Source organism: Dyadobacter alkalitolerans DSM 23607, assembly GCF_000428845.1.
Lineage (GTDB): Bacteria > Bacteroidota > Bacteroidia > Cytophagales > Spirosomataceae > Dyadobacter > Dyadobacter alkalitolerans.
Map to the genome: position 1 here is coordinate 447849 of NZ_AUAS01000002.1, position 26067 is coordinate 473915.

The 26067-nt window shown below is 48.3% G+C and carries 22 protein-coding genes; 12 read left to right on the forward strand and 10 right to left on the reverse strand.

What is annotated here, in order from left to right; all coding sequences use genetic code 11:
- Positions 1 to 139 precede the first annotated feature (139 nt).
- From G395_RS0105035 to G395_RS0105070, 7 genes are all read left to right on the forward strand, one after another.
- Positions 140 to 1111, forward strand: a complete 972-nt coding sequence (locus tag G395_RS0105035; RefSeq protein WP_084439391.1) for an aldo/keto reductase — start codon at positions 140 to 142, stop codon at positions 1109 to 1111.
- The gene (locus tag G395_RS0105040) at positions 1112 to 2044 is read left to right on the forward strand and encodes a helix-turn-helix domain-containing protein (RefSeq protein WP_026629071.1); all 933 of its coding nucleotides are present in this window, start codon (positions 1112 to 1114) and stop codon (positions 2042 to 2044) included.
- A gap of 33 nt (positions 2045 to 2077) precedes the next feature.
- Positions 2078 to 2647, forward strand: coding sequence for a Crp/Fnr family transcriptional regulator (locus G395_RS0105045; RefSeq protein ID WP_035360403.1), 570 nt, complete (start codon positions 2078 to 2080; stop codon positions 2645 to 2647).
- Between the two features lie 93 nt (positions 2648 to 2740).
- Complete coding sequence (locus G395_RS0105050; protein ID WP_026629073.1) at positions 2741 to 3130, forward strand: RidA family protein; 390 nt, start codon at positions 2741 to 2743, stop codon at positions 3128 to 3130.
- Between the two features lie 450 nt (positions 3131 to 3580).
- The gene (locus G395_RS0105060; RefSeq protein WP_026629075.1) at positions 3581 to 4012 is read left to right on the forward strand and encodes a hypothetical protein; all 432 of its coding nucleotides are present in this window, start codon (positions 3581 to 3583) and stop codon (positions 4010 to 4012) included.
- Positions 4013 to 4023: 11 nt separating this feature from the next.
- Entirely contained in the window at positions 4024 to 5181 is a 1158-nt protein-coding gene (locus G395_RS0105065; protein ID WP_026629076.1) for a hypothetical protein, read from the forward strand.
- 12 nt (positions 5182 to 5193) lie between these two features.
- Entirely contained in the window at positions 5194 to 7542 is a 2349-nt protein-coding gene (locus G395_RS0105070; protein WP_026629077.1) for a protein kinase domain-containing protein, read from the forward strand.
- A gap of 51 nt (positions 7543 to 7593) precedes the next feature.
- On the opposite strand, the gene G395_RS0105075 is transcribed toward G395_RS0105070, so the two are convergent.
- Complete coding sequence (locus G395_RS0105075; protein WP_026629078.1) at positions 7594 to 11139, reverse strand: carboxypeptidase regulatory-like domain-containing protein; 3546 nt, start codon at positions 11137 to 11139, stop codon at positions 7594 to 7596.
- Positions 11140 to 11456: 317 nt separating this feature from the next.
- Between G395_RS0105075 and G395_RS28600 the strand changes: the two genes are divergently transcribed.
- On the forward strand, positions 11457 to 11975 hold the full coding sequence (locus tag G395_RS28600; RefSeq protein WP_051349997.1) for a DUF4142 domain-containing protein: 519 nt from the start codon (positions 11457 to 11459) through the stop codon (positions 11973 to 11975).
- Positions 11976 to 12104: 129 nt separating this feature from the next.
- On the opposite strand, the gene G395_RS28605 is transcribed toward G395_RS28600, so the two are convergent.
- Positions 12105 to 12563, reverse strand: coding sequence for an exo-alpha-sialidase (locus G395_RS28605; protein ID WP_229204019.1), 459 nt, complete (start codon positions 12561 to 12563; stop codon positions 12105 to 12107).
- 17 nt (positions 12564 to 12580) lie between these two features.
- On the opposite strand from G395_RS28605, the gene G395_RS28610 reads away from it, so the two are divergent.
- Both G395_RS28610 and G395_RS0105100 read left to right on the forward strand, forming a co-directional pair.
- Positions 12581 to 12973, forward strand: coding sequence for a FadR/GntR family transcriptional regulator (locus G395_RS28610; RefSeq protein ID WP_084439393.1), 393 nt, complete (start codon positions 12581 to 12583; stop codon positions 12971 to 12973).
- A gap of 158 nt (positions 12974 to 13131) precedes the next feature.
- The gene (locus G395_RS0105100) at positions 13132 to 13812 is read left to right on the forward strand and encodes a VTT domain-containing protein (protein WP_026629081.1); all 681 of its coding nucleotides are present in this window, start codon (positions 13132 to 13134) and stop codon (positions 13810 to 13812) included.
- Positions 13813 to 13830: 18 nt separating this feature from the next.
- On the opposite strand, the gene G395_RS0105105 is transcribed toward G395_RS0105100, so the two are convergent.
- The 8 genes from G395_RS0105105 to G395_RS0105135 all read right to left on the reverse strand — a co-directional run bounded on the left by G395_RS0105105 (position 13831) and on the right by G395_RS0105135 (position 24195).
- Positions 13831 to 15564 carry an ATP-binding protein gene (locus G395_RS0105105; RefSeq protein WP_026629082.1) on the reverse strand — a complete coding sequence of 578 codons (1734 nt, stop codon included), beginning with the start codon at positions 15562 to 15564 and terminating at the stop codon, positions 13831 to 13833.
- Between the two features lie 22 nt (positions 15565 to 15586).
- On the reverse strand, positions 15587 to 16711 hold the full coding sequence (locus tag G395_RS0105110; protein ID WP_026629083.1) for a universal stress protein: 1125 nt from the start codon (positions 16709 to 16711) through the stop codon (positions 15587 to 15589).
- Positions 16712 to 16827: 116 nt separating this feature from the next.
- Positions 16828 to 17928: a porin gene (locus G395_RS0105115; protein WP_026629084.1), complete on the reverse strand. Its 1101-nt coding sequence runs from the start codon at positions 17926 to 17928 to the stop codon at positions 16828 to 16830.
- Between the two features lie 85 nt (positions 17929 to 18013).
- Positions 18014 to 18571 carry a K(+)-transporting ATPase subunit C gene (locus tag G395_RS0105120; protein ID WP_026629085.1) on the reverse strand — a complete coding sequence of 186 codons (558 nt, stop codon included), beginning with the start codon at positions 18569 to 18571 and terminating at the stop codon, positions 18014 to 18016.
- 28 nt (positions 18572 to 18599) lie between these two features.
- Positions 18600 to 20639 (reverse strand): potassium-transporting ATPase subunit KdpB, encoded by a 2040-nt coding sequence (gene kdpB, locus G395_RS0105125; protein ID WP_026629086.1) that lies wholly within the window; start codon positions 20637 to 20639, stop codon positions 18600 to 18602.
- Between the two features lie 112 nt (positions 20640 to 20751).
- Positions 20752 to 22437 carry a potassium-transporting ATPase subunit KdpA gene (kdpA, locus tag G395_RS0105130; RefSeq protein ID WP_026629087.1) on the reverse strand — a complete coding sequence of 562 codons (1686 nt, stop codon included), beginning with the start codon at positions 22435 to 22437 and terminating at the stop codon, positions 20752 to 20754.
- 27 nt (positions 22438 to 22464) lie between these two features.
- Positions 22465 to 22542 carry a K(+)-transporting ATPase subunit F gene (gene kdpF, locus G395_RS33045; RefSeq protein WP_084439444.1) on the reverse strand — a complete coding sequence of 26 codons (78 nt, stop codon included), beginning with the start codon at positions 22540 to 22542 and terminating at the stop codon, positions 22465 to 22467.
- A 303-nt stretch (positions 22543 to 22845) separates the two neighbouring features.
- Positions 22846 to 24195: a sigma-54-dependent transcriptional regulator gene (locus tag G395_RS0105135; protein ID WP_026629088.1), complete on the reverse strand. Its 1350-nt coding sequence runs from the start codon at positions 24193 to 24195 to the stop codon at positions 22846 to 22848.
- 138 nt (positions 24196 to 24333) lie between these two features.
- Here G395_RS0105135 and G395_RS0105140 point away from each other — a divergent pair, with 138 nt between their 5' ends.
- Positions 24334 to 24972, forward strand: a complete 639-nt coding sequence (locus G395_RS0105140) for an ABC transporter ATP-binding protein (RefSeq protein ID WP_026629089.1) — start codon at positions 24334 to 24336, stop codon at positions 24970 to 24972.
- Positions 24969 to 26042, forward strand: a complete 1074-nt coding sequence (locus G395_RS0105145) for a hypothetical protein (protein WP_026629090.1) — start codon at positions 24969 to 24971, stop codon at positions 26040 to 26042. The genes G395_RS0105140 and G395_RS0105145 overlap by 4 nt, the downstream gene beginning before the upstream one ends.
- The last annotated feature ends 25 nt before the right edge of the window (positions 26043 to 26067 follow it).

Sequence of the window (26067 nt, forward strand, 5' to 3'; positions counted from 1 at the left end):
TCTGCGCAATGCAACTATTTTTTGGATTAATTCCCTTTTAGGTTTTGTCTGTACGGCTTTAGTAAAATGAGCCGTACAGACAAAACATTTGAGCCGTGCAGGCAACTCGTCATGTGGTGCAAAAGCTGAACTTTGCATCATGAAAAACATTAAAAAAATTCAATTAGGCCAGGACGGCCCGTTCGTGTCCAAACTTGGTTTGGGCTGTATGCGTATGTCTTCCGTTTGGGGCGGACCTACACCTGACGAAACAGAAAGTATTGCAACGATCCATGAAGCTTTGGATAGCGGCATTAATTTTCTGAACACCGGAGACTTCTATGGCGCCGGGCATAATGAAATGCTGATAGGCAAAGCCATCAAAGGAAGGCGGGACGACGCTTTTATCAGCGTAAAATTCGGTGCTATTTTTCACAATGGCCAGTGGCTGGGAATGGATCTGCGTCCCATCGCGATCAAGAATTTCATCAACTACTCTTTGACCCGCCTGGGCATTGAAACCATTGACCTTTATCAGCCTAGCCGGATGGACGACAGCGTGCCCGTAGAAGACATTATCGGCACAGTTGCCGATCTGGTTAAGGAAGGTAAGGTTCGTTACATTGGCGTGTCGGAGATCTCTGCTGATCAACTTCGTAAAGCCAATAACACCCACCCGATAAGCGCGCTGGAAATTGGCTATTCGCTGGCCGAACGTCAGATCGAGACTGAGCTGCTCCCCACTGCAAAAGAGCTGGGCATTGGCGTTGTGGCATTTGCCAACACTGCGGAAGGGTTACTTACTGGCGACCTGAAAGCACCGCTTGCCGCCGACGATTACCGCAATCATTTCTCCCGTTTTCAAGGCGAAAATCTCATCCATAACCTGGAAAAAGTCGAAGTATTAAAACAACTGGCGTCTGATAAAGGCTGTACACCCACACAGCTTGCCATTGCCTGGGTGAATGCGCAGGGCGATCATATGATGCCTTTGGTAAGCATGAGCCGCAGGTCGCGTTTGCCGGAGAATATGGCAGCCATGGATATTGTGTTTTCGACGGAAGAAATGAACACCTTAAACACTACTTTTGCAATCGGTGCTATCCTTGGCGGCACTTATTTACAACGCTAAATGACCAGTCCAGCTGAAATTCTCCCCGGTGTTATCTTTTACTCCTACCTTTCTACGGAACGGAGAGAGAAGGTCTGTTTCTGGAACCATCATACATTGGTATTACAGGTTTCAGGACAATTCGTTTTGGAAACATCCTCTCAGAAGATCTCAATGACCGGAGGAGAACTGCTGCTAATTGGCAGAAACCAGCTAGGCACGCTCACCAAAACTCCCGGACTGGCAGGTCCCGGACTGGCAGGTCCCGGACCGGCAGTTCCTGTGCCAGCAGCTTCCCGGCCGGCAGGCTCCGGGCCAGCATATCCCGGACCTGAAGGTTCAGTGCCTGGCGCTCATTATGAAACCATTGTAATATCCCTGCAGGAAGAACTGTTGCGACGGATTGTGCTGGAAGAAAAAATTGAGGCGGATCAGAAATATGTGGGTCCGCCCAATATGCTGATCCCGTTAAATGAATTCCTGCAGGGATATTTTCAATCCATTGTTCCCTACGCCCGAAATTCGGGAGCGGCTATGACGGACGAAATGGGGATCCTGAAAATAAAGGAAGGAATCAAATTGCTACTTCTTGCGGTTCCTACACTTCGCAACTTTTTATTTGACTTTTCAAGCCCGGGTAAGATCGACCTGGAAAGGTTCATGCTCAATAACTTTCATTTCAATGTCCCTGTTGAAAAGTTCGCACAGCTAACCGGCCGTAGCCTGGCAGCGTTCAAGCGCGATTTTCTGAAAACATTCGGAGCTCCGCCTCGTCAGTGGCTGCAAGACAAAAGGCTCAACGAAGCCAAACATTTGATCGAAACCAAACACGAAAAGCCCTCAGCCATTTACCTGGATCTGGGATTCGAAAGCCTTTCCCATTTCTCCCACTCCTTCAAGAAAAAGTTTGGCATAGCACCTACTGCACTGAATTATCGCTTTTCTCCAAAGTAAATTCAATCTTTGCCATTCCAAATATGCAGTGAGATGACGTATCCTAAATTACGGCAACATATCGAAAAGCTGGTGCCCTTAACGGACGAAGAATTTGCATTCGTTGAGCAGCATTTTGTTTGCCGGAAATTCAAAAAACACCAGTTCATGGTGCAATGCGGAGAACTTGTGCCCTATAACTATTTCCTGTTGTCGGGGCTAACCAAACTCGTCTATACCGACGAAGAAACGGAAAAGCAGCACATCCTGGCCTTCGCCATGGAAGACTGGTGGGACAATGACTTCGAAGCCTACTACACCCGCACAAAGGCCACACTCTCCATGGAATGCCTGGAAGATACCGAAGCGCTATGCTTGTCGCTCGACAATTTCAATGCATTACGCACCGGGCTGCCTAAGATCGATCATTTTTTTTTGGAAAAAGTAATGGCGGGCTTTCTTGCAGGTCAACGCCGGATCCTTTCGCTGATGACATCCAGCACCCAGGAGCGCTATAAACAGTTCGTTACCCAGCACCCAACGCTGCTGCAACGCCTTCCCAAGACACAACTCGCTGCCTATCTGGGTGTTTCCCGCGAAACGCTCAGCCGGCTCGACTTGTAGTGTGACCTACCGCACACCAAAGTCGTGACGCAGGTCACAGGCTGATTTCAGGTGCGATCGCTAGGTTTGCACTGGAAATCAAATCAGCTTAAAATGGAAAAGAAAATCATTAATCCCTGGAAATGGCAGGATGGACGCGCTTACAATCAAGGCGTTGAAGTAAAGCAGATCGAAAGCACATTATACTGCGCCGGCCAGGCAGCCGTGCATCCCGACGGAACATCGAGTGACGCCGATATGCGCACCCAGCTGCTGCTGGCCATTCATAATCTCGAACAAGTTGTAAGTCAGGCAGGATACGAACTAAAAAACATCGCGCGCCTGAACATATATACAACCAACCACCCCGAATTTTTCGCGGCTTTCGACACATTCACCGAATGGGTCACCAAAAACGAAATAAAACAAGTTTCAACAGTCGTCGAAGTAAAGACGCTTTATGAAACACTATGTGTGGAACTTGAAGCTACGCTTGTGAAGTAGGGGCATTCATTAGTAACTAAGTAGAAAGGCGGCTGTTAAGTCGCCTTTTTGTGTTTAATTTTTCGCCGCCTCCCCTTACTCCCCGTCAACTCCTACCCCTCCTCGCTTTCCCCACACAACTGCAAATTACCCATTCTGTAAAACGTGTTTTTACCTGCTTGCGCCAGATTACCTGATTTGTAAATAGGGTAATCTGACGCTTAAAAACGGATGCGTTTGAATATAATTTTGGTTAGATAAAAAATAATAAAATGAATATTACCAGCGGATCGGGATCGTGCGACTTTGCCTCTTCCTACCCTGCTTAATGTTAAAAATACGTCAAATTTTTTTGATGAAAGGAGGTGCGCTATGGGGTAGTTTAATGAATTAGTGATAACGTTTTCACCCGATGTTTTGCTGATAAAAGTCGGGAGCATGACCATTTAGCCATACATAAAAATAAGAGACATGAAAACTTTCAAATTCAAAGACCTTGCCGTCACAGTAAATTTTGATCCCAATAAGATAACCCTTTGCAGGATCACAAGTCCTTCCCTCCTATGCCCGAATCCGACGGTCTTCAACTGCCCCGGCCACTCATTTTGCCACTGGCCTACAATCTGTCCTGTATTCACCTGCGGCGGTTGCAGCGTTATTGCATGCAGCCATTTGCCTTCCTACGTGCCGACCGACTTCACGCTCTGGAAAACCGGAACACCTTATCAGCAAGTCGTCGATGAATTAGAGGAAACGGAACTCAACGAATTCAAGACCAACCTGGCCGAGCTTCAAAGGTATGTCGATGTAAAAATTCAGGATGCGCCGAATCAGCTGGATATGCTTGAAAAGAAGTTGCAGGAAGCCATTGAGGAAGTGCGTGCGCAGCGGGGAAACCGATAAACAACAACCTGATGATCAAAGTCAAATTTCTTTTGCACGCAACATTCCGGTCAAGTCCGGCATTTGAATTGGTCGAGCAGGGAAATTTAAATCCGCAGGAGCTTCATGCTCTTGCGGATTTAAACACAGATCCTGAGTTCTTCGGCCTATTCCGTCGGAAGCAGATGGAGGCCGCCGGCAGTGCCAAGCTGGCGTATAAAGAAGTAGCACTGCTGTTTTACTTTTTGCAGCATGCGGGTGAATTGCCACATTATTTCAAGTCCGGATATGATGATGAGGTGAACCTGACGATGGCTAAACTCGTGCTTGAAGGCATCTTCGAAATTCAGGGCGGTCAGCATTTTTATTCGGGTTTTGCAGCGCACGATTTCCTATATGAAGCTCAGGAAGCAAGCTTGGATAGTCGGCATCCATTGCTTGAAATGTCTACTGCGGCGATCCGGTACGGGGTGTTGCTAAAAGAAGCGGATCAGGCTGCGCTGGCAAGTAAACTCTACGCTTACAACACAATGCCCCACTTCTTTACGCCAGCCGATGCGCTGGGAACATTGGAAGAAGTAGAAGAATTTTTAAGAATTGGAAAAAATAACCGGATGAACAGGGAGCTGCTGGAAAACTGGAACAAGCACGAACCGAATCCAGATTACCGCTGGATCTCGTGGAACCGCAAGGATTCCAGGCGTCGCGATACGAAGCCACATTCCATCTATAAAATTTACATTAGTCCCGTCTTAGAAGAGCTGCCGGAGGTTTTTGAGAAAACGACCTCTGTCCTAACCAAATCCCAGGCATTCAGTTTCAAAATGGGCATGAACCGCGAGGGACTGCTCCGGCCTGACAAATTTGTGGCTTACTTCACGGAATTGGACCACCTGTTAGCAGCCGCCGAAATGCTCGCGCCTGTTTTGAAAAAGCACAAAGCCCAGGGCGTTCCCTTTACCGCTTCGCTGGATGAAACGGGAATGTTGTCCTGGGGAATGGACAGCACAACGGACGAAACTACCAAGAATCGTGAGGGAGGAAGCTGGCGGGCCATAGTGACAGAAAAATTGGCGGCATCCATCACCCTGTCCAAAACCGAAAGGCTGCCCCCCGCTGAAAGTGTTGATTTTGTTCTAAAAAAAATGATGCTGGAAGGAGTCAATACGATGACCTGGACGGCAGCTTAAAAACCTAAAACTATGGCTTCCAATCAATTATATATATTGCCTGAGAATGTTCAGGTGCTGCCGGTAGAAGCATTGCCGGAGCAGGCGCTGGCCAAATTCGAATACGAAGCGGACGACTTTATCGTCACCTATACACAGGCCAGAAATACAAGCAAAATAATCGATGCGTCTTCTGCGTCGCTTTTGCAGGAATTTCGCAAGCCAAAATCCCTGCCGGAAGGTGTCCTCACGTATGCACTGATGAATAACCTGGATGCGCAAAAGATCCTGGAAGGCTCCTATACTTTCCTGGCCAAACTCAGAAATGAAGGCTTTCTTGTTTCTTACGATGATACATGCGGAGTAAGCAAACAGTTTTTAAATGCAGGCGACCGGTTTAAAGACTATGAAATCGTATCAAAACTGGACGGCGTTGCGGATACGGAAATTTATAAGATCAAAAGAAATGGTCAGTATTATGCGCTTAAACTGCTCAAAACGAGTAAGAAAACACCCCAGTTACTGGCCAATTTTTACAATGAAATTGACATACTGAACCAACTCGACGGTGCTATCAACCCGGCTCTGACGGAACATGGAGAACATGGAACCGACCATTATCTGATCATGGAATGGGTTGATGGGGCAACATGTTTGCAGGCTGCCGAGAAATATCATAATCTTCATGATCAATCCAATGTGCTTGCATTGCTCGACATTTCCTGCCGGATTCTCCACGCTTACACACATCTTCACAGTCAGGGCATTATCCATTCGGATGTGCATCCGGCCAACATTATCATTGCCGGATCGGGTGAATTGAAAATCATTGATTTCGGTCTTTCCAGGATGGTCGCAAACGACCAGGTGCCCGCACGGGGTGGATTGGGTTTCTTCTTTGAGCCCGAATATGCACAGGCTGTTCTTGACGCTAGACCTGCCCCGCCTTCGACATTTGCAGGTGAGCAATATGCATTGGGGGCCTTGCTATACCAGATATTTACGGGCAAGCAGTATCTCAATTTTTCCTATGACAAAAAAACATTGTTCACGCAAATTGCGAGCGAAACCCCCGTTCCGTTCAGCAGCCTGGACATTATTATAAATAATAACATTGAGAAAACGATCTTCAAAGCACTTTCCAAGCGTAAAGAGGACCGTTATGAACGCATTGAAGATTTCTATTTAGCCATGATGAAAGTGCAGGAAAGTTTCCCGGATCGATTTGCCGAAGACAAGAAAATGTCGGTGCAGGTCTTCCGGGATTCAATTCTGAAAGATTATGGATTTACTGGAAATCTCGTAAAAACCGGACTGCAACTGGCGCCGAAGAGCTCGGTCAATTTTGGCGCGGCAGGCATTGCCTACATGCTTTTGCGAAAAGCGTTGGTCCATTCCAGCGCCGAAACACTGGCACTTGCGGACGTATGGAGCGATCGGGCAGCCGGTTACACGCACGATCCCGAGAGCGGATTCTATTCAAAAGATATGGATCTCACTCCATCCATTGTCGGGCTTTCCTCTATTTACCATACGCCCAGCGGAGTGGATCTAGTTCAGGTGCTGGTCAGTCAGGCCGCGGGGGATTACGGGAGTTACTATAATGCCGTCCACAATTTTTTAGTGCACGCCTCGCAGCCTTGCGAGAACCTGGATCTTACATTGGGTAAGTCAGCGGCGTTGATTGGCGGTTCGCTTATTTTGGAAAATATGCCTTCTTATGACAGGTTCACAAAAAATGATCTGTTGGCTTTTGGCAAAAATACGATGGAAGAAATCTGGTCCACTATCGATGCCTATTCCGCCGTTGGCGAGAAAAACCTGATTAATTATAGGGGAATTGCGCACGGCTGGGCGGGGATTTTATATGCTACTTTGAAATGGTGTAAAACTTCCGGGCAACATTTACCGGTTCGCTTTTTCGAAAGAGTTGAGCAACTGGTCAGTCTGGGCATAGCAGAAAACGGGCATTTACGCTGGGAAATCTCCAATACCGAACCCGTCTCATGGACAGGCTGGTGCCACGGATCGGCAGGATACACCTTTTTATGGACAGCGTTATTCCACTTCACCTCCGACGAACATTACCTGGACCTGGCAACAAAAACGGCCAACCACTTTTTGAATGCGGCTGAGCCAGGCATGAATGGCAGCTTATGCTGTGGAAGATCAGGCGAATGTTATGCCCTTTTAAGTGTGTATAATGCAACAAAAAACAATTTTTACCTGACTGAGGCCAAGCGTATTGCTAAACAAATGCTTCCCCACATTTATTCAGGGCAAATGAGAAACCATAGTCTGTATAAAGGAAACATAGGCGCAGCAGTTCTGTTCGAGGAGCTCGAACGCCCTGAGTTCGCCCGCATGCCATTATTTGAATAAAAGGGGATTTGCATTCTCCACTTAGGATTGGTTAAGATTATGGTGACGTCTTTACTGAACCCGCACCAGCTGAACGCCGTACACCGGGCGGCCGTTGGCCGTAATGCCTTGTATAACAATTCTTAATGTCCGCACGGTGTCTGAGAGGGGAAAGCGCAGCTGGCTGTTGCCCTTGCTATCGGTTTGAATCATGGGTTTCCAATATAGTACATCCCGGTCGTCCAAACGACCAGAAATGGTGGTGTCGGTTGTTTCTATATCGTAGCGCGGCACATAAAATTCCCGCTGCACCGAAGGATAACCGATGAATTGGACCGGGGTCATACGCTCTTTCGGTTTTGTGCCCGCCTGCATGGAACGCGCACTTTTGGAGTAAAATGCAATTACCCCATTACCTCCCCGAACCCCGTATATACCCGTCGAACCAGCATTTTTCAGCAATTCGACACGTTCAATGTCTCTTGGATTGAAGTTCATCAGAGCATTTCCGTCAGGGTCTTCAATCGGTAAGCCGTCCATCAAAAACAAGGGTTGCCCACCACCACGAACGGACACAAGATAGCCAGGGGGCGCTGTAATGCCCTTTGCTGCGACAGTCCTGAATACAGTCACGCCCGCAAAGCGCCCTTGAACCATTTCATACAAATTCGGGTAATTTGGGGATTTCTCATTGAAAAGGATGGTGGCATCAGCATTGTTATGCAGACTCCGCATTTGAATGTCATCAGGCCTTTCATTGTATTTTTGCGCACGAACTGTTACTTCGTTTAGCTGTTTAGCGGCTTTATCACGGTACAATTCGGTATTTGCTTCCTGCCGGCCGCGGGCGGCTTGCAGTTCCGCTTGGAGGTCGGACCAGTTTGGCGGAGCAATTATTTTACCAAATTCCCAACTTTTACCAGGCCATTCCTGAACCAGAACGGCTTCTTTGGAAGACATTTTCCGGAAATTACGCCCGGCAATTTGCACCATCAATGTTGCCGTATCCGCAACGGATAATCCGGGTAGCCGAAAGCGGCCCTGCTCGTCAGTGCCTGCGGATCTTACGAACGATTGCCCGGGCCTTGTGGACGCCACGGTAACCTGTGCGCCGGGAATAGGTTGATGTTTCGGATTCAGAATGCGGCCACTGAACGACACACCACCGAGTGAATCAGCTTCCGGCGTGCCGCTTACCCGTCGCCAGCCCTGCGTCAACAGCATGTCGTCCAACTCTTTACGCGTCTCAGTTGATGGATTAGCGAAGTATTTATTAGGATTTTCAACACGCCCGCGCAGTTCTCCGGTCAGCAGCAAGTGTGCTTGCACATGAGCATCGGCGGTGTCGCCCGGCACTTTGCTGGCATCGGTGATCGATGCTGACAAGGCTGCTGACGTGGGCGCTCCGTTATCTTTCAGATTAAGGCTCACCGCAACTTGTTCCCGCGGCTGATAGTTCGTTTTGTTTAATTTCAATGTTACCAGAACGGGTGGCACGGATTCGGGCACAAAAAACAAGCGCTCGCATTGCGGCATGGCTTTGGCATCGTACAGGGTAACCTGCGCAAGGCCCGGCAACCATTCCAGCATAGGCAGGCTTATTTTGGCTGACCCGTTTTGCAAAATGATTTTTCGCTGATCCACTACCACACCGCGTTGCTGGATCAGCACATACACAGAGTCTGCAGCGTCCCGATTGGAACTCATGATGGTCAATGCCAGCCGGGTTGAATCACTCAGTGCATCGGCGGAAAGCAATAATCCTTGGTTTTCTGGCTTCGGTAAAGCAATGCGCAGCAATTCCTTATTATAGGTTAGTTCTGCGAAGTAAGTTAGCTGGGGCTTCGGCTCCATCAGTACGCTCGTCATCCCCTCGCGATTGGTTTTAAACCGAACCACTTCAATGCCTGCATCGTCCACAATGCGTCCTTCCGCCTGGAATCCATAACCATTGGGCTGTATGATTTTCATACCCAAACGCGCCGGTAACCCGGAAATCCAGCGGCCACCTTCCGGCAAAATCTGAACATCCAATGGCTGAGTAACCGAATCACTTTTAACGGGCTGACCGTTTTTCACCAAATTATAAACCGGCACAGACCGCTCGAATGCAGGGCGTCGCTGACCATCATCTTCATCGGTATAGGCACGCAGGCGATACGTTCCTGTCGTGAGCGTATCGGACAGACGGAGATTTCCCTGGCCCCGCCCATCCGCAATGCGTACCCATTGATGCTCAACCAGTTTGCCTGTTGAGGTAAGCAAGTCGACGTGCATGGCGGTTTCGCCACCCGCCCGCCGGTAATTCGTTGCGTCGAGTAAGTATGCGCTCATCCAGAGGCGGTCGCCCGTGACATAAAACGGCTTATCAACATGTACAAACAAGCTGGGTGCCAGCAGTTTATAACGATTGTCAAAATCTGCACGGATACTTCCCAGGGCGGTGTCAGGCGGCGCGAGTTTCCCCTTTGCGGCCAGTGCGCCGGTTGAAACGGATTCCATTTCACTTGCATTAGGTTTCCAGTCTGCGGGCAACATGGTGGAGAGCCTGTCGTCACCCATGGAGCCTTCCACTTCCAGGCCCTCGGGCATTGTAATAAGCCCATCCACGGTCATTTGCAGCTGCCCGGCCGGTAATTGCAGTTCTGTGTAGGCGTAGCGGGCATCGGGATACGGTGAGAAATTGGAGACCGCTTTGGTATAAAACACAATCAGTTTCATGGGTGAAACCAATCGGCGCTCGCTCGGTAAACGGCCCGGCCGGATCACTTTCGAACGCTGGACCGGAACCAGACGCTTGTATTCGCCAATGGCAGCGGTAAGCGTAATGGTCTTGCGTTCGACGGAGATTGGCTTGGTGGCGTCCTCCTGATAAACAAGAAAGCCCGCTTGCTCAAAAGTACTATCGACCAGGCTGGCCATCAAATGCCGGATAGATCCCCCGTATGCGGTCAGCCGGTTGCGCCGGAACCGGTCAGCCTGACGTTCGTTCTCAGGTTTCAGCTCTTCGAACCGGGCCGTTCCAGCCGAGTAGAGCTTCCCGGACGGCGTAGCATCGAAATGTTGCAGATCGTAGATCACCCGGCAACCTAATGCTTGATTATCAATGATTAGCGGTGCATTGCCCGTGGCATATAAGTGATTATTTTCCTCTTTAAAATTAAGAACTTCACTGTTTACAAGCACACATTGCCCACCAAACGGCTCACCGAAAAGTTGCTTTTTAAACTGACGCAAATGTCGTTCTGACCGCTTCGTATTGCCCTTTACTGTGATCGCATCCAGCATTTGTTCGCTTATTTTGAGCCGGAAATCGGCTTTTCGCGGAGATGTATTTTCAAGCCGGATTTTTTGCGTAGCAGATTGATATCCAACAAAAGATGCCACAATTTCAACCGTGCCAAGTGGGCTTACTGCAAGCGCATATGCTCCTTTTTCGTCGGTAACGGCCCCCTGGCTGCTGCCATTGACATATACATTGGCAAACTGCATTGGTTTTCCAGTCGTGGCATCTGTTACATAGCCAGTTAGCCGGGCTGTGGCTTGTCCATTAGCCAGCAGGCAGGAGCCTGTAAGTAAAACGAATGTTATCCAGCCGGTGAAGAATGAGCAGCGCATAGTTATGAATTTACCCTCTCAAAAGAACAAGGCGATACATTCATACCTATAACTCGAGCATTGCGCTAACGATTCTTTTAACCCTCCTCACTTTTCCGATAAGCCCAATAGAAAACTTGCGGTAAAACGGTGAAAGACAAGAACACTCAGATCAGTAATCCGGACCCGGATTATACGCTGCGAAAAATAAATGGCAACGTTTTGCTGGGATACGCGCTTCTGGAACAGTTTTTTAAAGACCGGCCGCGAAATCGCAATGCTACATATGCGATGTTAACTAACGTTCATTTTTGTTTATCAATTCATCAAAACTACGTATGAAAAAGCGAGTACTTTTCTGTTTAATGGCGGCACTTGGGTCCGCAGTCATTTCCTGTACAGACCACGAAGGGGTTGGTATGGTTGCCGAAGCCGACAGACAATTTATGATCAAGGCTGCCGATGGGAATATGTTTGAAATCAAAGCCGGTGAAATGGCGTCAATGAAAGCAGTTGTCGATTCTGTGAAAGAATATGGTCATCATATGGTCATGGACCACGGTAAGGCGAGCGACGAATTGAAAGCCCTTGCTGCCAAAAAGATGGTAGACCTACCTATGATGCTTTCGGAGGCTAAACAGAAGAAATTGGATAGCCTGGCTTCCTTGAACGGAATGGCTTTTGATTCCACTTACATGATGATGATGGTTGTTTCTCACGTAGAAACGATCGATCTCTTTAAAACGGAGATTATTTTAGGCCAGGATGAGGAGACAAAATCCTTCGCTAGCGGCAAGCTGCCCACGCTTCACCACCATCTTGAAAAAGCAGAAAAGCTTAAAAACTGGCTTTGGTGAAAAACCAAATACTAAGGTAAGGTCTTGATAGCCAATTTGTTTTGCAAAATAAAAAATTACCATCATTGATTCCGTTATTTCCTGCCAAGGGTAACAGCATTAGTGATGGTAACCAAAACTGCAGGAATTTTAATATTCCAGTTTAATGTCTTTGAACACAATGGATTTGTAGCCATCAAGTTCATATTGGATCCCTACACTTTTCTTCCCGGTCTGCACCAGATCCGAATAGGCGGTGAAATCCTTTTCCCCGTTTTTACTTTTGTCTACCAGATATTGCTTCGTCCCGGTTTTTCCATCGTCGAAACTGATCCTTAATGTGAGATTATCGCGGTTTTTGGTGTCGGCGGCGTTGGAGAATGCGAGGATGTTTTGTTTTTTGTTTTTGCCAATGGTCAGAATACTTCCTTCACATACGGGATCGGGCAGGTTGTGGTCAAAATAGGTGGTATCCCATTTCACGCCGCCATCGCTGCTGAGCGCCACAATGCGCGCACGCACATCGCCTTGCTGATTTCTGGCATTGAACATCACCCTTCCACCTGAAATTTCTGCCGCCGTAGCTTCGTTGGAGCCTTCAAAAGAAATGGTTTCGCCGAGCTTGAATGTCTTTCCGTGATCATCGCTGTAAAAGCCATGTGCCTGATAATCTTATGGAGCGCGTTACGCCCGATGATATCGCTGCTTTGAAAATTCTTGTGGAAAACGAACCCTCATCCTCGGACCGGATGCTTTTCCAGATCGAGCATGAGATCGCTTTCCATGGAAAACTGTATGAAATCACACGCAATGAAACCATGAAAAAATTCCAGCGGATGCTTTTACCGGTGTTCGATTATGTGCACAAAAGCGGTTTGCTGTGCAAATATTCATCGAATGCGAATTTCGTCTCGCACAAAGGCCTGATAGAAATTATTGAAAACGGGAATTCCGAGCAGTTGCGCAATGCCATGAGGAGCCATTTGGAAAATCACTTTGCACGACTTTTCATGCAGTAAGGCTCATTAATAGTATGAACATGGCTAATCATTTCATCCAACATTAGGTTAATCATCATTATACCTGTAAATTTACAACTGCAAAAATAAAAATGCGGCGTTTTAATGTCGCCAGCATCTATTTTGGTTTTTGAAGTCAAGTTTAAATTACATTCACAGTGGAGGTTTTCGACCAATTCATCGACCTGTTTGTTCACCTGGACAAGCATCTCGGACAAATCATTCAGGACTACGGGGCATGGGCCTATGTCATTCTTTTTATGATTATTTTTATTGAAACAGGTGTTGTTTTCATGCCTTTTTTGCCCGGTGACTCTTTGCTTTTTGCAGCTGGCATGATGGCGGCCAAATATCCCGAATCCCTGAACATATGGCTGGTTGTTATTTTGCTCCTTATAGCAGCAATACTGGGAGACACCTGCAACTATCTGTTTGGCAGATATTTTGGACATAAAGTACTGGGAATCAAATTCATGGGAACTGCTCTGATCAAACCCGAGCATCTTGCGCGAACGCAGGGATTTTATGAGAAATACGGCCCTTCAACGATCATCATTGCCCGGTTTGTGCCGATAGTCAGGACGCTGGCTCCGTTTGTAGCGGGTATTGCCACAATGAATTATAGTGTGTTTTTCAAATTCAACATTATCGGAGCCATCCTATGGGTAGTAAGTCTGACGATCGGCGGCTACTTTCTTGGAAACATCCCGATGGTGAGAGACAATTTTGAAAAAGTGGTTTTAGCGATCATTGCATTATCGGTGTTGCCGATCGTATGGCAGTTTGTTAAGGCAAAATTCATTTCCTCCGGGGTGCCAGAAGCGTCTGAGTCTATTTAACAGCTCGCGTCCATGCAATCAGGCGCTGGCAAGCTCAAAGTAAAAACTGCTGCCCATCCCGATTTCGCTCGTTACCCCAATACTGCCGCCCTGCGCCTCGATAAACTCTTTACTGATCGCCAGCCCGAGGCCGGTGCCGGTTTTTGAGCTGCCGGGAACCTGAAAATAGCGGTCGAAAATTTTGGTCCGGTAACGGCTGTCGATGCCTTTACCTTCATCCCGAACCAGGAATTTGACGCCTTGCTGGGTGGGTGTGAGTTGAATGTGAATTTTGCTGTCTTCCTGTGAATAACGGACTGCATTCGTCAAGAAATTGATCAGTACCCAGGCCGTTTTTTCCATATCCGCCTTTACGTCGGCGAGCTGATCTGCGGCCTGCACCACGAGGTCGATGCGCTTTTGCTCAATCGGTGTTTTGACAGCATCCACGGCATATTTCAGGATTGCATACGGGCTGCTCGACTGGATGTTCAACTGAATATTCCCCGTTTCAACCTGCGACATATTCAGCAGCTCGCCGGTGATTTTTAGCAGCCGGTCGCTGTCTTCTTTAATGCTTGACATTAATTGTTTTTGCTCCTCGTTCAGATCTCCGGTATGCTGGCTTTCCAGCAGTTGCAGGCTCATTTTGATGGAAGCGATGGGTGTTTTCAGTTCGTGGGAAACGGTGGCGATGAAATTGGTTTTGGCAAAATCAAGCTCTTTGAAAGGCGTAATGTTCTTCAAAAGGATCACCTGACCGATGAATTTTTTCAGTCGCTCACCCGTCGGAACGATGGTGATATCAACGATTTCCTTCTCAAAATAGCTTTCTTTATTGTCTGCATAAATTTTCAGCGACGGCATTGCGGCATTCGCGTTATTGGGTTGCAGCCCGTCATTTTCCTGGATCAACGCACGGATCAGATCATTCTGCTCTGCCAGCTCGATGGCCGATTTTCCCAATAAATCACTCACCGCAATGCCGGTAATCTTGACGGCTTCTTCATTGGCAAACAGCACTTTTTTGTTTTCATCCAGACCGATAACCGGCTCGTGCATGTTGTTGATCAGGGCTTCAATGCGCTTCTTTTCCACCAGGATCTGTGAAAGATTGCTGTTGTCATATTCTTCGAGTTTCTCGGCCATCGTATTAAATGAACTCGCCAGCTCTCCAAACTCATCCTTACCTGAAAAATGCAGCCGCTCGGCATAATTCTTCGCTGCAATGGCGCGGATACTTTCCGTCAGCTCGCGGATCGGGTTGCCAACATTACCCGGCAAATTGACCAGCAGCGTCAAAGCGATCAGAAAGCAAACGGTTCCCGTCAGCGCGATCCAGATAAACGCCGAATGCACCGTATCCAGCGCCTTGTCACTCTTCGCCCGGATCGCTTCCATGTTAACCCGCGTCAACTCAGCCAGATCATTTCTGATCAGGACCGGCATTTGTGGGTTATTCAAATCTTTTTTCAGAGAATCATAATGACCCGCAATTTTATTGGTCACCTCCCCTTCTCCCGGCTCGGTTACATTCGACCGCTGTTCTTTCAGGTTTTGCTCAAATCTGGCTCCTGCTTCGGGGCCCTGGTGGATCTGATCGAGGGCCAGGAACATGCTGCGACTGTAATCCAGCGTCTTATAGTTGTCCTGCAAGATGTTTTCAGTGTCCTCTTTGAGCGTATATATGTAGCCCGCGGCAATCACGGACAATGCCAGGATCATCAGAAACAGCACGCCCAGTCCGAGTCGCAGTTTGGTTTTTATTTTCATAGAAAAAGGCGAAGTGGTTACGCTAAGACAAGATAACCAGGTCGATATCAGAAGATGAAAGTTTTTTCAAAAGATTATTAAAAAGGTTGGTTGCCAGAATCACCCGCAGCAGGTTTATATGCGGCTTACCCAGACAAATCGTGGTAATCTCACGCTGCTCGGCCACTTGTATAATCGCCTCAGACACATTGGTATCCTGCACCCGGATGATCTCCGCGCCCATTTCCGTGGCCAGTTTGAAATTATTGATCAAATGCCGCTGCTTGTCCAATGCAATCTTGTCCTGGCTTTCGTTCGGGGTCTGCACGTAAAGGACAAACCATTTGCTGTTGTAGTAACTGGCCAGCCGTGCCGTTTTCCGGATCACATGCCGGGCCGTGCTTTCGTTGCTGCTGATACAGGCCAGAAATTTCTCCCTTTTCGACGCAACCAACTTGGGAATTTCCGTTTCCACCTTCCGCTCCACCTGGCTCGCCACTTCTTTCAATGCAAGCTCGCGGAGTTGCAGGATATGGTCGGGTTTGAAAAAATTATTAAGTGCCGTCTGGATTTTTTCAGGCTTGTAAATTTTACCCTCTTTCAGTCGTGTAATGAGCTCGTCGGCGGTTAAATCAATGTTTACAACCTCGTCCGCTGCGCCCAGCACGCTGTCCGGAATCCGCTCTTTCACTTCCACGCCCGTAATGCCTTTTACTTCTTCATTCAACGATTCAATGTGCTGAATGTTCACCGCGCTAATAACATTGATGCCCGCTTCCAGGATTTCGAGCACGTCCTGCCAGCGCTTGTCATTTTTGCTGCCCTCAATGTTGGTATGCGCCAGCTCGTCCACCACCACAACCTCCGGCCTGAGGCTGATCACGGCCTGCACGTCGAGCTCGTCGAGTTCTTTTCCTTTGTAAAAAAGTTTGCGGCGCGGGATCACCGGCAGTCCGTCGAGCAGATCGTGCGTTTCTTTCCGGTTATGCGTTTCAATGTAGCCGATCTTGACGTCGATGCCATTGCGCAGCAGGACGTGCGCTTCCTGCAACATCCTGAATGTCTTGCCAACACCAGCGCTCATGCCAATGTAAATCTTGAATTTTCCACGCCTCGATTTTTTGATCAGATCCAGAAAATGCTGCGCGCTGGGGTTGGTTTCGGACATTGGCTTGGTTAGGATTGAATCGCGTTGCAGCCCTTACAAACTGCATTATAAAATAATATTTACATTAAATTATTTAAAATGCCGCTTTCCAGGAATGTCCCGTGAGCGGCAAGAAGTCAAAACGCAATTGAAATCGAGGTGGTCAGAAAAAAGTTATCTTTCCTGGACATTGCTTCCGCGCCTGCCTGATTTCTTTCGAGGAATATCCGGTCTTTGCTGCTGAGGTTTCTGGCTTCCACGCGCCAGAGCAGGCCCGGGAAAATGGCATAGTCAATGTTGGCGGACATGCCGAAAGTTTTGAAACCATTCTCCGTGCCCGTCGCGATGATCACACCGTTTTGATCTTGAAAATATTCACCTCTCGCCGCAATGTTAAGCTTTGAAGATGGTGAATAGCGCGCGATTAATGTGGGTACAAACCACTTGTTAAATTCGCTGCTGCCCTTTGCTTTCTGCTCCGTTCCGTAGTCGAAACCGGCCGTAATCCCGAACTTTTCAGCAAGCTGAAAAACACCATAAAAGTTGTGATAATAACGCATAAGCCTGGCACTATCCGGCTTGTCAGATCCTATGAATGTGCTATAATTCAATGTGACATTAGCGGCCGGTTTGTAAGTAACCTGCGTCCCGAAGGCGGGCGTAGTGTTTCCATCCACGCGCTGGATCCGTTGCCAGCCATTGAGATACATGGCAGACAAATAGAGCTTTTCATCTTTTGTTGTAAAACCCAGCTTCAAGCCCGACTCAAAGTAAGGCGTATTTTCAGCCACCAGACTCCTGGTCATCGCCCAGTTATCCTTACCGACAGCACTCTCAAAACCAATGTGCGAAGGCATGATCCCGGCATCCAGCCATAGGTTCGCATTTTTTGAAATTTTGACACCAATGTTGGCTTCAAAGACATTTTTGAGCACGCCCGGCTCGGCCGCATAGTTCGCATTTACGTAGGTTCCAGCTGCCAGGGCCAGGTTACCTCTCACGCGGTCGGTCGTGTAGTTTGCTTTGATAAAGCCGAGGTTCAGATTCAGTTCGCCAATGCGGTTAAAATTGTAAAGAAAACCCGGTGCCGTGTTGTTAAGCGGCCTGTTGAAATCGTAATTGTAATAAGCCTCTGCATATCCGCTGATTGTCAAAGGGTTCGTTGTTTCCGTGGAATCCTGCGCCATCGCCGGTTTGAAAATCACTAAACCGAATGCAGCTAATAATAACCTTTTCATTGAAAATGTACTGTAAATGAATGTAGCGGCGCTGTTGAAAACGCCCCGGTCCCCGCGTCGCTGCCGGTAGGGACCGGGGCATTTTTTATAGTTTTTCCAAAGCTATATTCAGGCTCAGCACATTGACCTTTTGCGGTCCAAACATGCCTAATAATGGTTTTTCCGTATGCTCGCTGACAAGCTGCGCAACTCTTTCTTCGGAAACTTTGCGCGCAGCAGCCACCCTTTTTACCTGGATCAATGCAGCCTTGGGCGAAATATCCGGATCAAGACCAGAGCCGCTCGCAGTCACCAGCTCGACGGGAATATCCTTCTTATCAACACCGGGGTTATGCACCAAAAATGTATCGATCCTGGCATGCACCACAGCCAGATACTCGGGATTGGAAGGGCCTTTATTGCTCCCGCCGCTTCCAGCCGCATTATACTCCACAGCAGAAGGGCGACTGTTGAAAAACCGGTCTGCTGTAAATTTCTGACCAATGTTGGCATAGTAACGTTTACCATCAGCAGTAACCGTCTCACCCCGACCACCGTCAGGCGTCATCTGCGCAATTACCCAAACCACAGCCGGGTAAACCACACAGAAAAACAGCAGCGTTACAATGGTTAATTTGATTGCGGGAAATATGTTCGTTTTCATGTTTTTAGCTTTTCAGCTTTGTTAAATTCTAAATCCAGATACTTACCACCAAGTCAATGAGCTTTATCCCTGCAAATGGCACCAATATGCCTCCCAGGCCGTAGATGAAGAGGTTTCGTCTTAGCAGGGCGCTGGCGCCTATGGGTTTGTAGGCCACGCCTTTTAGTGCCAGCGGGATCAGGAACGGGATGATGATGGCGTTGAAAATTACTGCGGACAGGATCGCACTTTCGGGACTGTTGAGGCGCATGATGTTCAGGCCTTGCAAGGCTGGGATGCTGGTGATGAAAAGGGCGGGAATGATGGCGAAATATTTGGCGACGTCATTTGCAATGGAGAATGTGGTCAGCGTTCCGCGCGTCATTAACAGCTGCTTTCCGATTTCCACGATCTCGATCAGTTTTGTCGGATCATTGTCCAGATCCACCATGTTACCGGCCTCCTTGGCCGCCTGCGTGCCGCTGTTCATGGCCACGCCCACATCAGCTTGTGCGAGGGCGGGTGCGTCGTTGGTTCCGTCTCCCATCATGGCCACGAGCTTACCGCCTTCCTGCTCTTTTTTAATGTAATTCATCTTATCCTCGGGCTTAGCTTCGGCGATGAAGTCGTCCACACCTGCTTTTTCAGCGATAAATTTGGCCGTAAGCGGGTTATCGCCGGTTACCATCACCGTTTTGACACCCATTTTACGAAGTCTTTCAAAGCGCTCGCTGATGCCGGGCTTGATGATGTCCTGCAACTCAACCACCCCTAGCACACGCTCATTTTCTGAAACCACCAGCGGTGTGCCGCCATTGTTGGAAATCGCTTTTACACTTTCTTCAATCTCAGCCGGAAATGCATTCCCAGCGCTGGTAACCAGGTTGCGGATCGAGTCAAATGCGCCTTTGCGGATTCGCGTGCCCTCGAAGTCAACGCCGGAGCTGCGTGTTTCTGCCGTAAACTTGATGAATGTCGGATTGGAGATCTGGTGGGTTGTCGGCGTGGCATTGGCCAGTTCCAGGATGGATTTTCCTTCCGGCGTTTCATCGGCGATTGAGCTGAGTACGGCGGCTTTGATAAAGTGATTGTCGGTGATGCCCTTTGCAGCGTGAAACTGCGTCGCCTTTCTGTTTCCAATGGTGATCGTGCCTGTTTTGTCCAGCAAAAGCACATCTATGTCACCGGCTGTTTCCACGGCCTTACCCGATTTGGTGATCACATTGGCACGCAACGCACGGTCCATGCCTGCAATGCCTATTGCAGAAAGCAAGCCGCCGATCGTAGTCGGGATCAGGCATACGAACAGGGAAATGAATGCCGCAATAGTAATGGGCGTATTGGAATAATCGGCGAAGGGTTTCAGCGTCACACACACGATCACAAACACCATTGTAAACCCGGCCAGCAGGATGGTCAATGCGATTTCGTTGGGCGTTTTCTGGCGGCTGGCACCTTCTACCAATGCAATCATTTTATCCAGAAAACTCTCGCCCGGCGCAGTCGTTACCATGACTTTTATTTTGTCGGAAAGCACTTTCGTGCCTCCTGTGACACTGCTTTTGTCGCCGCCTGCTTCGCGGATCACTGGCGCAGATTCACCTGTGATGGCGCTCTCGTCGATGGTTGCGAGCCCTTCGATGATCTCGCCGTCGGTGGCAATGTTGTCACCGGCTTCACAGATAAAAATATCCCCTTTTTTCATCCGGGCCGACATAACACTTTGGGTCGATACAGAGAAGCCGGGTTTGTTGTCGACGACCAGTTTGGCGGGTGTTTCTTCGCGTGTCTTACGTAAGCTGTCGGCTTGTGCTTTTCCCCGTGCTTCGGCGATGGCTTCGGCGAAATTGGCAAACAATAATGTGAGCAGCAGGATCAGGAAGATCACAAAATTATAGCCAAAACTGCCCTGGGAAGTGTTTCCTGACAAGATCCACAAACAAACCACAAACATGACGAATGTGCCTATTTCAACGGTAAACATGACCGGATTACGAAACATGATTTTGGGGTTCAGTTTGGTAAAAGACTGTTTTAAAGCCTGATTCACCAGATCCTTTTGGAACAAGGATGCATTTTGATTTTTCATCGGAGTAGTCGGGCGTCGGGGTTTGATCCCGATGACCGGTAATTAATGAGTGAATGAATGACTGAATGATTGAATGACCGGGTCGCCGGGCGATGAGTGAATTTTTCGTTGATTACAGACTGAAATATTCTGCGATTGGGCCTAGGGTTAATGCTGGGAAGAATGATAAGGCGGTGATGATTGCGATGACGGCCATGACCATCATGCCGAATGTGGCTGAATCTGTCCGCAGCGTGCCTGCACTTTCGGGGATATATTTTTTATTGGCTAAAAGTCCTGCAATCGCAACCGGCCCAATGATGGGAATGAAGCGCGAAAGGATCAGTATAAAGCCTGTTGTAATGTTCCACCAGGGATTATTATCGCCCAAACCTTCAAACCCGCTGCCATTATTGGCTGCCGAAGAGGTGTATTCATACAGCATTTCGCTGAATCCGTGAAAACCGGGATTGTTCAGATTGGCGGAGGTGATTGCGGGGAATGCTGCTGCCAGCGCCGTCCCGGCCAATATCAATAATGGGTGCAGAAGGGCTACGATCATGGCGATCTTCATCTCACGTCCTTCAATTTTTTTACCTAAAAACTCAGGCGTACGCCCTACCATAAGTCCGCTGATAAATACAGCCAGAATGATGAAGATGAAGAAATTCAGGATCCCGACCCCGCAGCCGCCGTAAAATGCATTGGTCATCATCGCCAGCAGCTGCATCATTCCGGACAGCGGCATGGCACTGTCGTGCATGGAGTTCACCGAACCTGTGGATATAACGGTGGTGGCTATACTCCAAAATCCCGAAGCCGCACTGCCGATCCTGGATTCCTTACCTTCCATCGCGCCGGAGCTCATGTCTATGCCCATTTGCGCAATGGCCGGGTTACCTTTTGTTTCCCACATGATCGTTGGCAAGCAAAGCAGCAAGAATCCAATGGTCATGACGCCGAAGATCATCCAGGCCATTTTCTTTCTTTTCAAAAAGAAGCCCAGCGCGAAAATCATGGCCAGCGGAATAATCATTTGCGAGAACATTTCAACCATGTTGGTGAGGTAATTCGGGTTTTCGAGCGGATGCGCCGAGTTCGTCCCGTAAAACCCGCCGCCGTTTGTTCCCAAATGTTTGATCGCCACAAAAGCTGCCACCGGACCTGTGGACACCGCCACCGTGTCGCCCTGCATGCCGATCATGCTGTCTTTTCCTTCAAAGGTCATCGGCGTGCCGTTGAATGCGAGGATGCTGGCAACGACAATGGAGGCCGGAAGCAAAATTCTCGTGCAGGAGATCAGCATTAGATTGTAAAAGTTACCCAGCTTGTCGGCGGCTTTTTGTTTTAATGCAATAAATAGAACAACCGCCGCGGCCATCCCCGTGGCTGCACTTACAAATTGTAAAAACATTAAAAAGAGCTGCGAAAGATAACTTACCCCGCTTTCGCCCGAGTAATGCTGCAGGTTGCAGTTGACCACAAAGGATATGCTGGTGTTGAACGCCAGATCCGCCGTTTGTCCGGGATTTCCGTCCGGGTTCAGCGGCAGCCAGCCCTGGTTCATTAACACAAACATGCCGAGCAGGAACCATACAAAATTGATGGTCAGCATGGCCACCAGGTGTTGTTTCCAGTTCATTTCTGCTTTGCGGTCGATGCCGCTGATGCGAAAGAAAATATTTTCCAGGGGATTGAATACGGGATCGAGCAGCGTCTTTTCTCCTGCGTAGACTTTGGCAATGTACTTTCCGAATGGGATGGCCATCAGGATGGTTATTGCATACATGGCAATGACGCCTAAAATTTCTGAGTTCATTTTATTTAAAAATTGATAGCGGGCCCGTTAAAATTTCTCTGGTTTGATGAGCACATAGCACATGTAGACAAACACACCGATGGATACAACAAGTAATGCTGCCATGATCAGATCTTTTCAAAAAAGTGGACGGATTGGTAAAAAAGCGCGAAGCAGAAACAGCCTGCGGCAACTAAGAGTATTGTAAGCATGATATGCAATGTTTAAGTGAATGCTTGTTCGCTGATGCTCGACAGAGCGATCATTGATACCAAACATTCCAAAGGCATACCAAACTTTTCAATATGTATTTAAACAGCTATATATCAGTCAGTTAGTGCTTTTTGAAGGAATTTCCGATGTTCTTGGACCTTATCATTTTGATAAGACACCCTATCAAAAATATAGGGTGTCCTGGCAATTGGGCGGCTATTGACCGGAACTTTGAAGGCCGTACTCTTCGATTTTGCGGTATAGCGTGGCTATTCCTATTTCGAGCAATCGGGCAGTCTCCGCCTTGTTGCCTTTGCAATAATTGAGTACTTTCTGAATGTGTAATTTTTCTATGCTTGCCATCGAAAAAGCGGAGAGCTGCTGACTTTTCAATGGCACCGACTCCTGGACATTGGATGGCAGGCTGGCAATTTCCAGTTCACCGTCGCTGATGATCACAGCCCTTTCAACCACATTTTTAAGCTCCCGGATATTGCCATTCCATTCGTAGCTTTCCAGGTGTTTGAGGAAATCTTTCGAATAGCCCAGGTTCGGCTTGTTGGATTGTTTGCAGAAATAATCAAGGAAAAAATCCAGCAACAAAGGGATATCCTTAACCCGGTCCCTGAGTGGCGGCAGCTGGATCTGAAATACATTTAATCTGAAATAAAGGTCTGCCCTGAACCTGTGCTGCTCCGACTCGGTCTTCAAATCACGGTTGGTGGCGGCGATCAATCTAAAATTTGATTTAATTGTTTTGGTATCACCCAATTTAATGAACTCGTGCGTTTCCAGCACGCGCAACAGCTTGGCCTGCAATTCAAGCGGCAGCTCCCCGATCTCATCCAAAAACAAGGTCCCGTTATGCGCTTCTTCCAAAAGTCCGCGTTTGTCTTTTTGTGCGCCGGTAAATGCGCCTTGCTTGTAACCGAAAAGCTCGCTTTCGATCATGTCCCTCCCAAAAGCGCTGCAATTGAGAGCAACAAAGTTTTTATCTGCACGCAGGCTGTTGTAATGGATGGCTTGCGCAAAAACTTCCTTTCCCGTTCCCGTCTCGCCGGTTAGCAGCACTGCCGTGTCTGTCGCAGCCACTTTTTTAGCCAGGCTGATCGCGTCATTTATAGGCTGCGACGTTCCTATGACTTTTTCAAAGGAAAATTTATTGGAAACAATCGCTTCCAGCGTTTTCACTTTCTTTTTAAGCTGCGCCTTTTCGATTGCTTTGTCCAGCAGCGGCAGGATCTTATCATTATCATCGCCTTTCACAATGTAATCCATCGCCCCGTTTTTCATGGCCTGCACTCCATCCGCAATGTTGCCGTTGGCGGTTAGCAAAATGATCTCTGCCTGCGGGTTGCGGCTTTTTAAAATGGGAACGAGTTCAACGCCATTGCCATCCGGCAACCTTACGTCGCAGAGCACGGCATCAATCAAAGGGTTATCGATCTTCGCCAGCCCTGATTTACAATCGCCTGCTTCCAGCACTTCAAAGCCTTCCGCCCGGATGATCCTGGCCAGCAGTGAACGGAGCTTTTCTTCATCATCAATAATCAGTACCGTCTTCACATTTATCAATTTAATGTTCTTAATTTCCAGCCGGTTGCTCCGCTGATGATGGACTACAAAAAGATCCTTTCGTATTTTGCCTGCCCAAAACAACCCTTTGAGCGATGCAAAGTTAGAATTCCTTAAATTTGTTTTACAATGGTTTTAGAAATCAGGCAGCTCAGACAGCGTTATGGCGAGCGCGAAATTCTTTCGATCCCGTCATTTTCAATTGAAAAGGGAATTTATTGGATACAAGGTGAGAACGGCGCAGGAAAGTCAACGCTTTTCAGGACGCTGGCCGGCATGTTGCCGTTTGACGGAAGCATTACACTGGACGGCAAGTACGACCAGAAAAAAGATCCCGTTGAATACCGCCTCCGTCTGAACCTCGGCGAAGCAGAGCCGCTTTATCCTTCTTTTCTTACACCCGCAGACCTGATCGCTTTCGTCGCCGAAGCGCAGCGCGCCCCGCGGGAGCAAAGTGAAAAGCTCATTGAAGCATTTGGGATTAACTATTTACAAAATCCATTCGGCAGCTGTTCCAGCGGGATGGTGAAAAAGGTATCCCTACTGCTCGCATTTCTGGGAAACCCTGCCGTTATTATTCTCGACGAGCCGCTGATCACCATCGACCGGGAAGCGCGGGAAGTGCTTTTCGAACTGATTAAGGAATATGACCGCAACGGCGTCACTTTCCTGCTGTCATCGCATCAGCTGTTCGAGCAGGAAGGGTTGCATGTTTCCCAAAGTTTCCGGTTAAAGGACAAAACGCTCATCGCGACCACTGCACTATGAAAATGCTGCTGGTCTCCACGGTCTCAGTATTTTTCAGGCAGCGCGCCGGAACGTTCCTGGTACTGTTAGGCGTGCTATTCGGCTTTCTGAGTGCCAATGAACACCACGCTTTCGCCGTTTTCTTCCTGACCGGCGGCACATACGGAATGCTTGCACTTTTTTCGATCTGGCTGATTTACAGCCTAGTATGCGCTCAATTTTTGATCAGCACCTGGAAATTGCCGGAATACAAGTTCATTTATCACGTCCGCACGTGGCCTGCCTTCGTTCGCACGCGGAGGTTCACGATACAGGCTTTGAGCTTGCTACAACCTATTCTCTATTATGGCATTTACCTGCTCGTCATTGCCATTCAGGACGAGCTGACAACCCGCCTGTGGCCGGTGATTCCGTTTTACATCGTTTTGATAGTCATGCTGGTTATCGCAGCGGAGTGGCGCATCAGGAAGCCGGTTTTGTATGTGCCGGTCAAACAAAAACAAATCATACAATGGCCTTTCCCGAGGGCTGCATCACCGCTATATTGGTCGATGGAGTGGCTTTTGCGGGAGCGTGGCATCACCCTCCTGGTGGGAAAAACGGGAGCAATGCTGGTAGCAGCGGGAACGATGCTTTATTACAGCTCGGGCGAATACGACATTAGAATGCCGGCTGTGGGCATGTCGCTTGCCTATCTGCTCAATCTGGGCATTTCATTGGAATTGTATAAATGGGAAAGTGGGATCTGGCTTTGGGGAAGGTCGTTGCCCGCTTCGCCCCCAAAACGCTGGGTCAGTATAGTCATTCCGCATTTGGTGCTTATCGTGCCGGAAACGCTCGTGATGCTCCGCCATGGAGGCCTTGGCTTTTCAGCGGTGTTGCAGCTGTACATGCTGGGCGCAGCTATCGTCATCGTTTCGCATTTATATATTTACAAAAGATCAGGATTGGCTGAAAATGCATTCCAGGTGTTTCTCTTTGGATTTATAGCGATTACCTTATTGATTTTATACAAAATACCCCTCCTACTGATCTCCGCCTGCGGTTTGCTGTTCTCGCTCCTGGCCTTCCGCAAGTGGTGTAAAATATGACGTTCTGCTCTGCCTGGTTTTGCAG

Bases quoted from the DNA above. Each gene is read 5' to 3' on its own strand.
- G395_RS0105035 (WP_084439391.1), top strand. From the start codon at position 140: ATGAAAAACATTAAAAAAATTCAATTAGGCCAGGACGGCCCGTTCGTG.
- G395_RS0105040 (WP_026629071.1), top strand. From the start codon at position 1,112: ATGACCAGTCCAGCTGAAATTCTCCCCGGTGTTATCTTTTACTCCTAC.
- G395_RS0105045 (WP_035360403.1), top strand. From the start codon at position 2,078: ATGACGTATCCTAAATTACGGCAACATATCGAAAAGCTGGTGCCCTTA.
- G395_RS0105050 (WP_026629073.1), top strand. From the start codon at position 2,741: ATGGAAAAGAAAATCATTAATCCCTGGAAATGGCAGGATGGACGCGCT.
- G395_RS0105060 (WP_026629075.1), top strand. From the start codon at position 3,581: ATGAAAACTTTCAAATTCAAAGACCTTGCCGTCACAGTAAATTTTGAT.
- G395_RS0105065 (WP_026629076.1), top strand. From the start codon at position 4,024: ATGATCAAAGTCAAATTTCTTTTGCACGCAACATTCCGGTCAAGTCCG.
- G395_RS0105070 (WP_026629077.1), top strand. From the start codon at position 5,194: ATGGCTTCCAATCAATTATATATATTGCCTGAGAATGTTCAGGTGCTG.
- G395_RS0105075 (WP_026629078.1), bottom strand. From the start codon at position 11,139: ATGCGCTGCTCATTCTTCACCGGCTGGATAACATTCGTTTTACTTACA.
- G395_RS28600 (WP_051349997.1), top strand. From the start codon at position 11,457: ATGAAAAAGCGAGTACTTTTCTGTTTAATGGCGGCACTTGGGTCCGCA.
- G395_RS28610 (WP_084439393.1), top strand. From the start codon at position 12,581: ATGTCTTTCCGTGATCATCGCTGTAAAAGCCATGTGCCTGATAATCTT.
- G395_RS0105105 (WP_026629082.1), bottom strand. From the start codon at position 15,564: ATGAAAATAAAAACCAAACTGCGACTCGGACTGGGCGTGCTGTTTCTG.
- G395_RS0105110 (WP_026629083.1), bottom strand. From the start codon at position 16,711: ATGTCCGAAACCAACCCCAGCGCGCAGCATTTTCTGGATCTGATCAAA.
- G395_RS0105115 (WP_026629084.1), bottom strand. From the start codon at position 17,928: ATGAAAAGGTTATTATTAGCTGCATTCGGTTTAGTGATTTTCAAACCG.
- G395_RS0105120 (WP_026629085.1), bottom strand. From the start codon at position 18,571: ATGAAAACGAACATATTTCCCGCAATCAAATTAACCATTGTAACGCTG.
- kdpB (WP_026629086.1), bottom strand. From the start codon at position 20,639: ATGAAAAATCAAAATGCATCCTTGTTCCAAAAGGATCTGGTGAATCAG.
- kdpA (WP_026629087.1), bottom strand. From the start codon at position 22,437: ATGAACTCAGAAATTTTAGGCGTCATTGCCATGTATGCAATAACCATC.
- kdpF (WP_084439444.1), bottom strand. From the start codon at position 22,542: ATGGCAGCATTACTTGTTGTATCCATCGGTGTGTTTGTCTACATGTGC.
- G395_RS0105140 (WP_026629089.1), top strand. From the start codon at position 24,334: ATGGTTTTAGAAATCAGGCAGCTCAGACAGCGTTATGGCGAGCGCGAA.
- G395_RS0105145 (WP_026629090.1), top strand. From the start codon at position 24,969: ATGAAAATGCTGCTGGTCTCCACGGTCTCAGTATTTTTCAGGCAGCGC.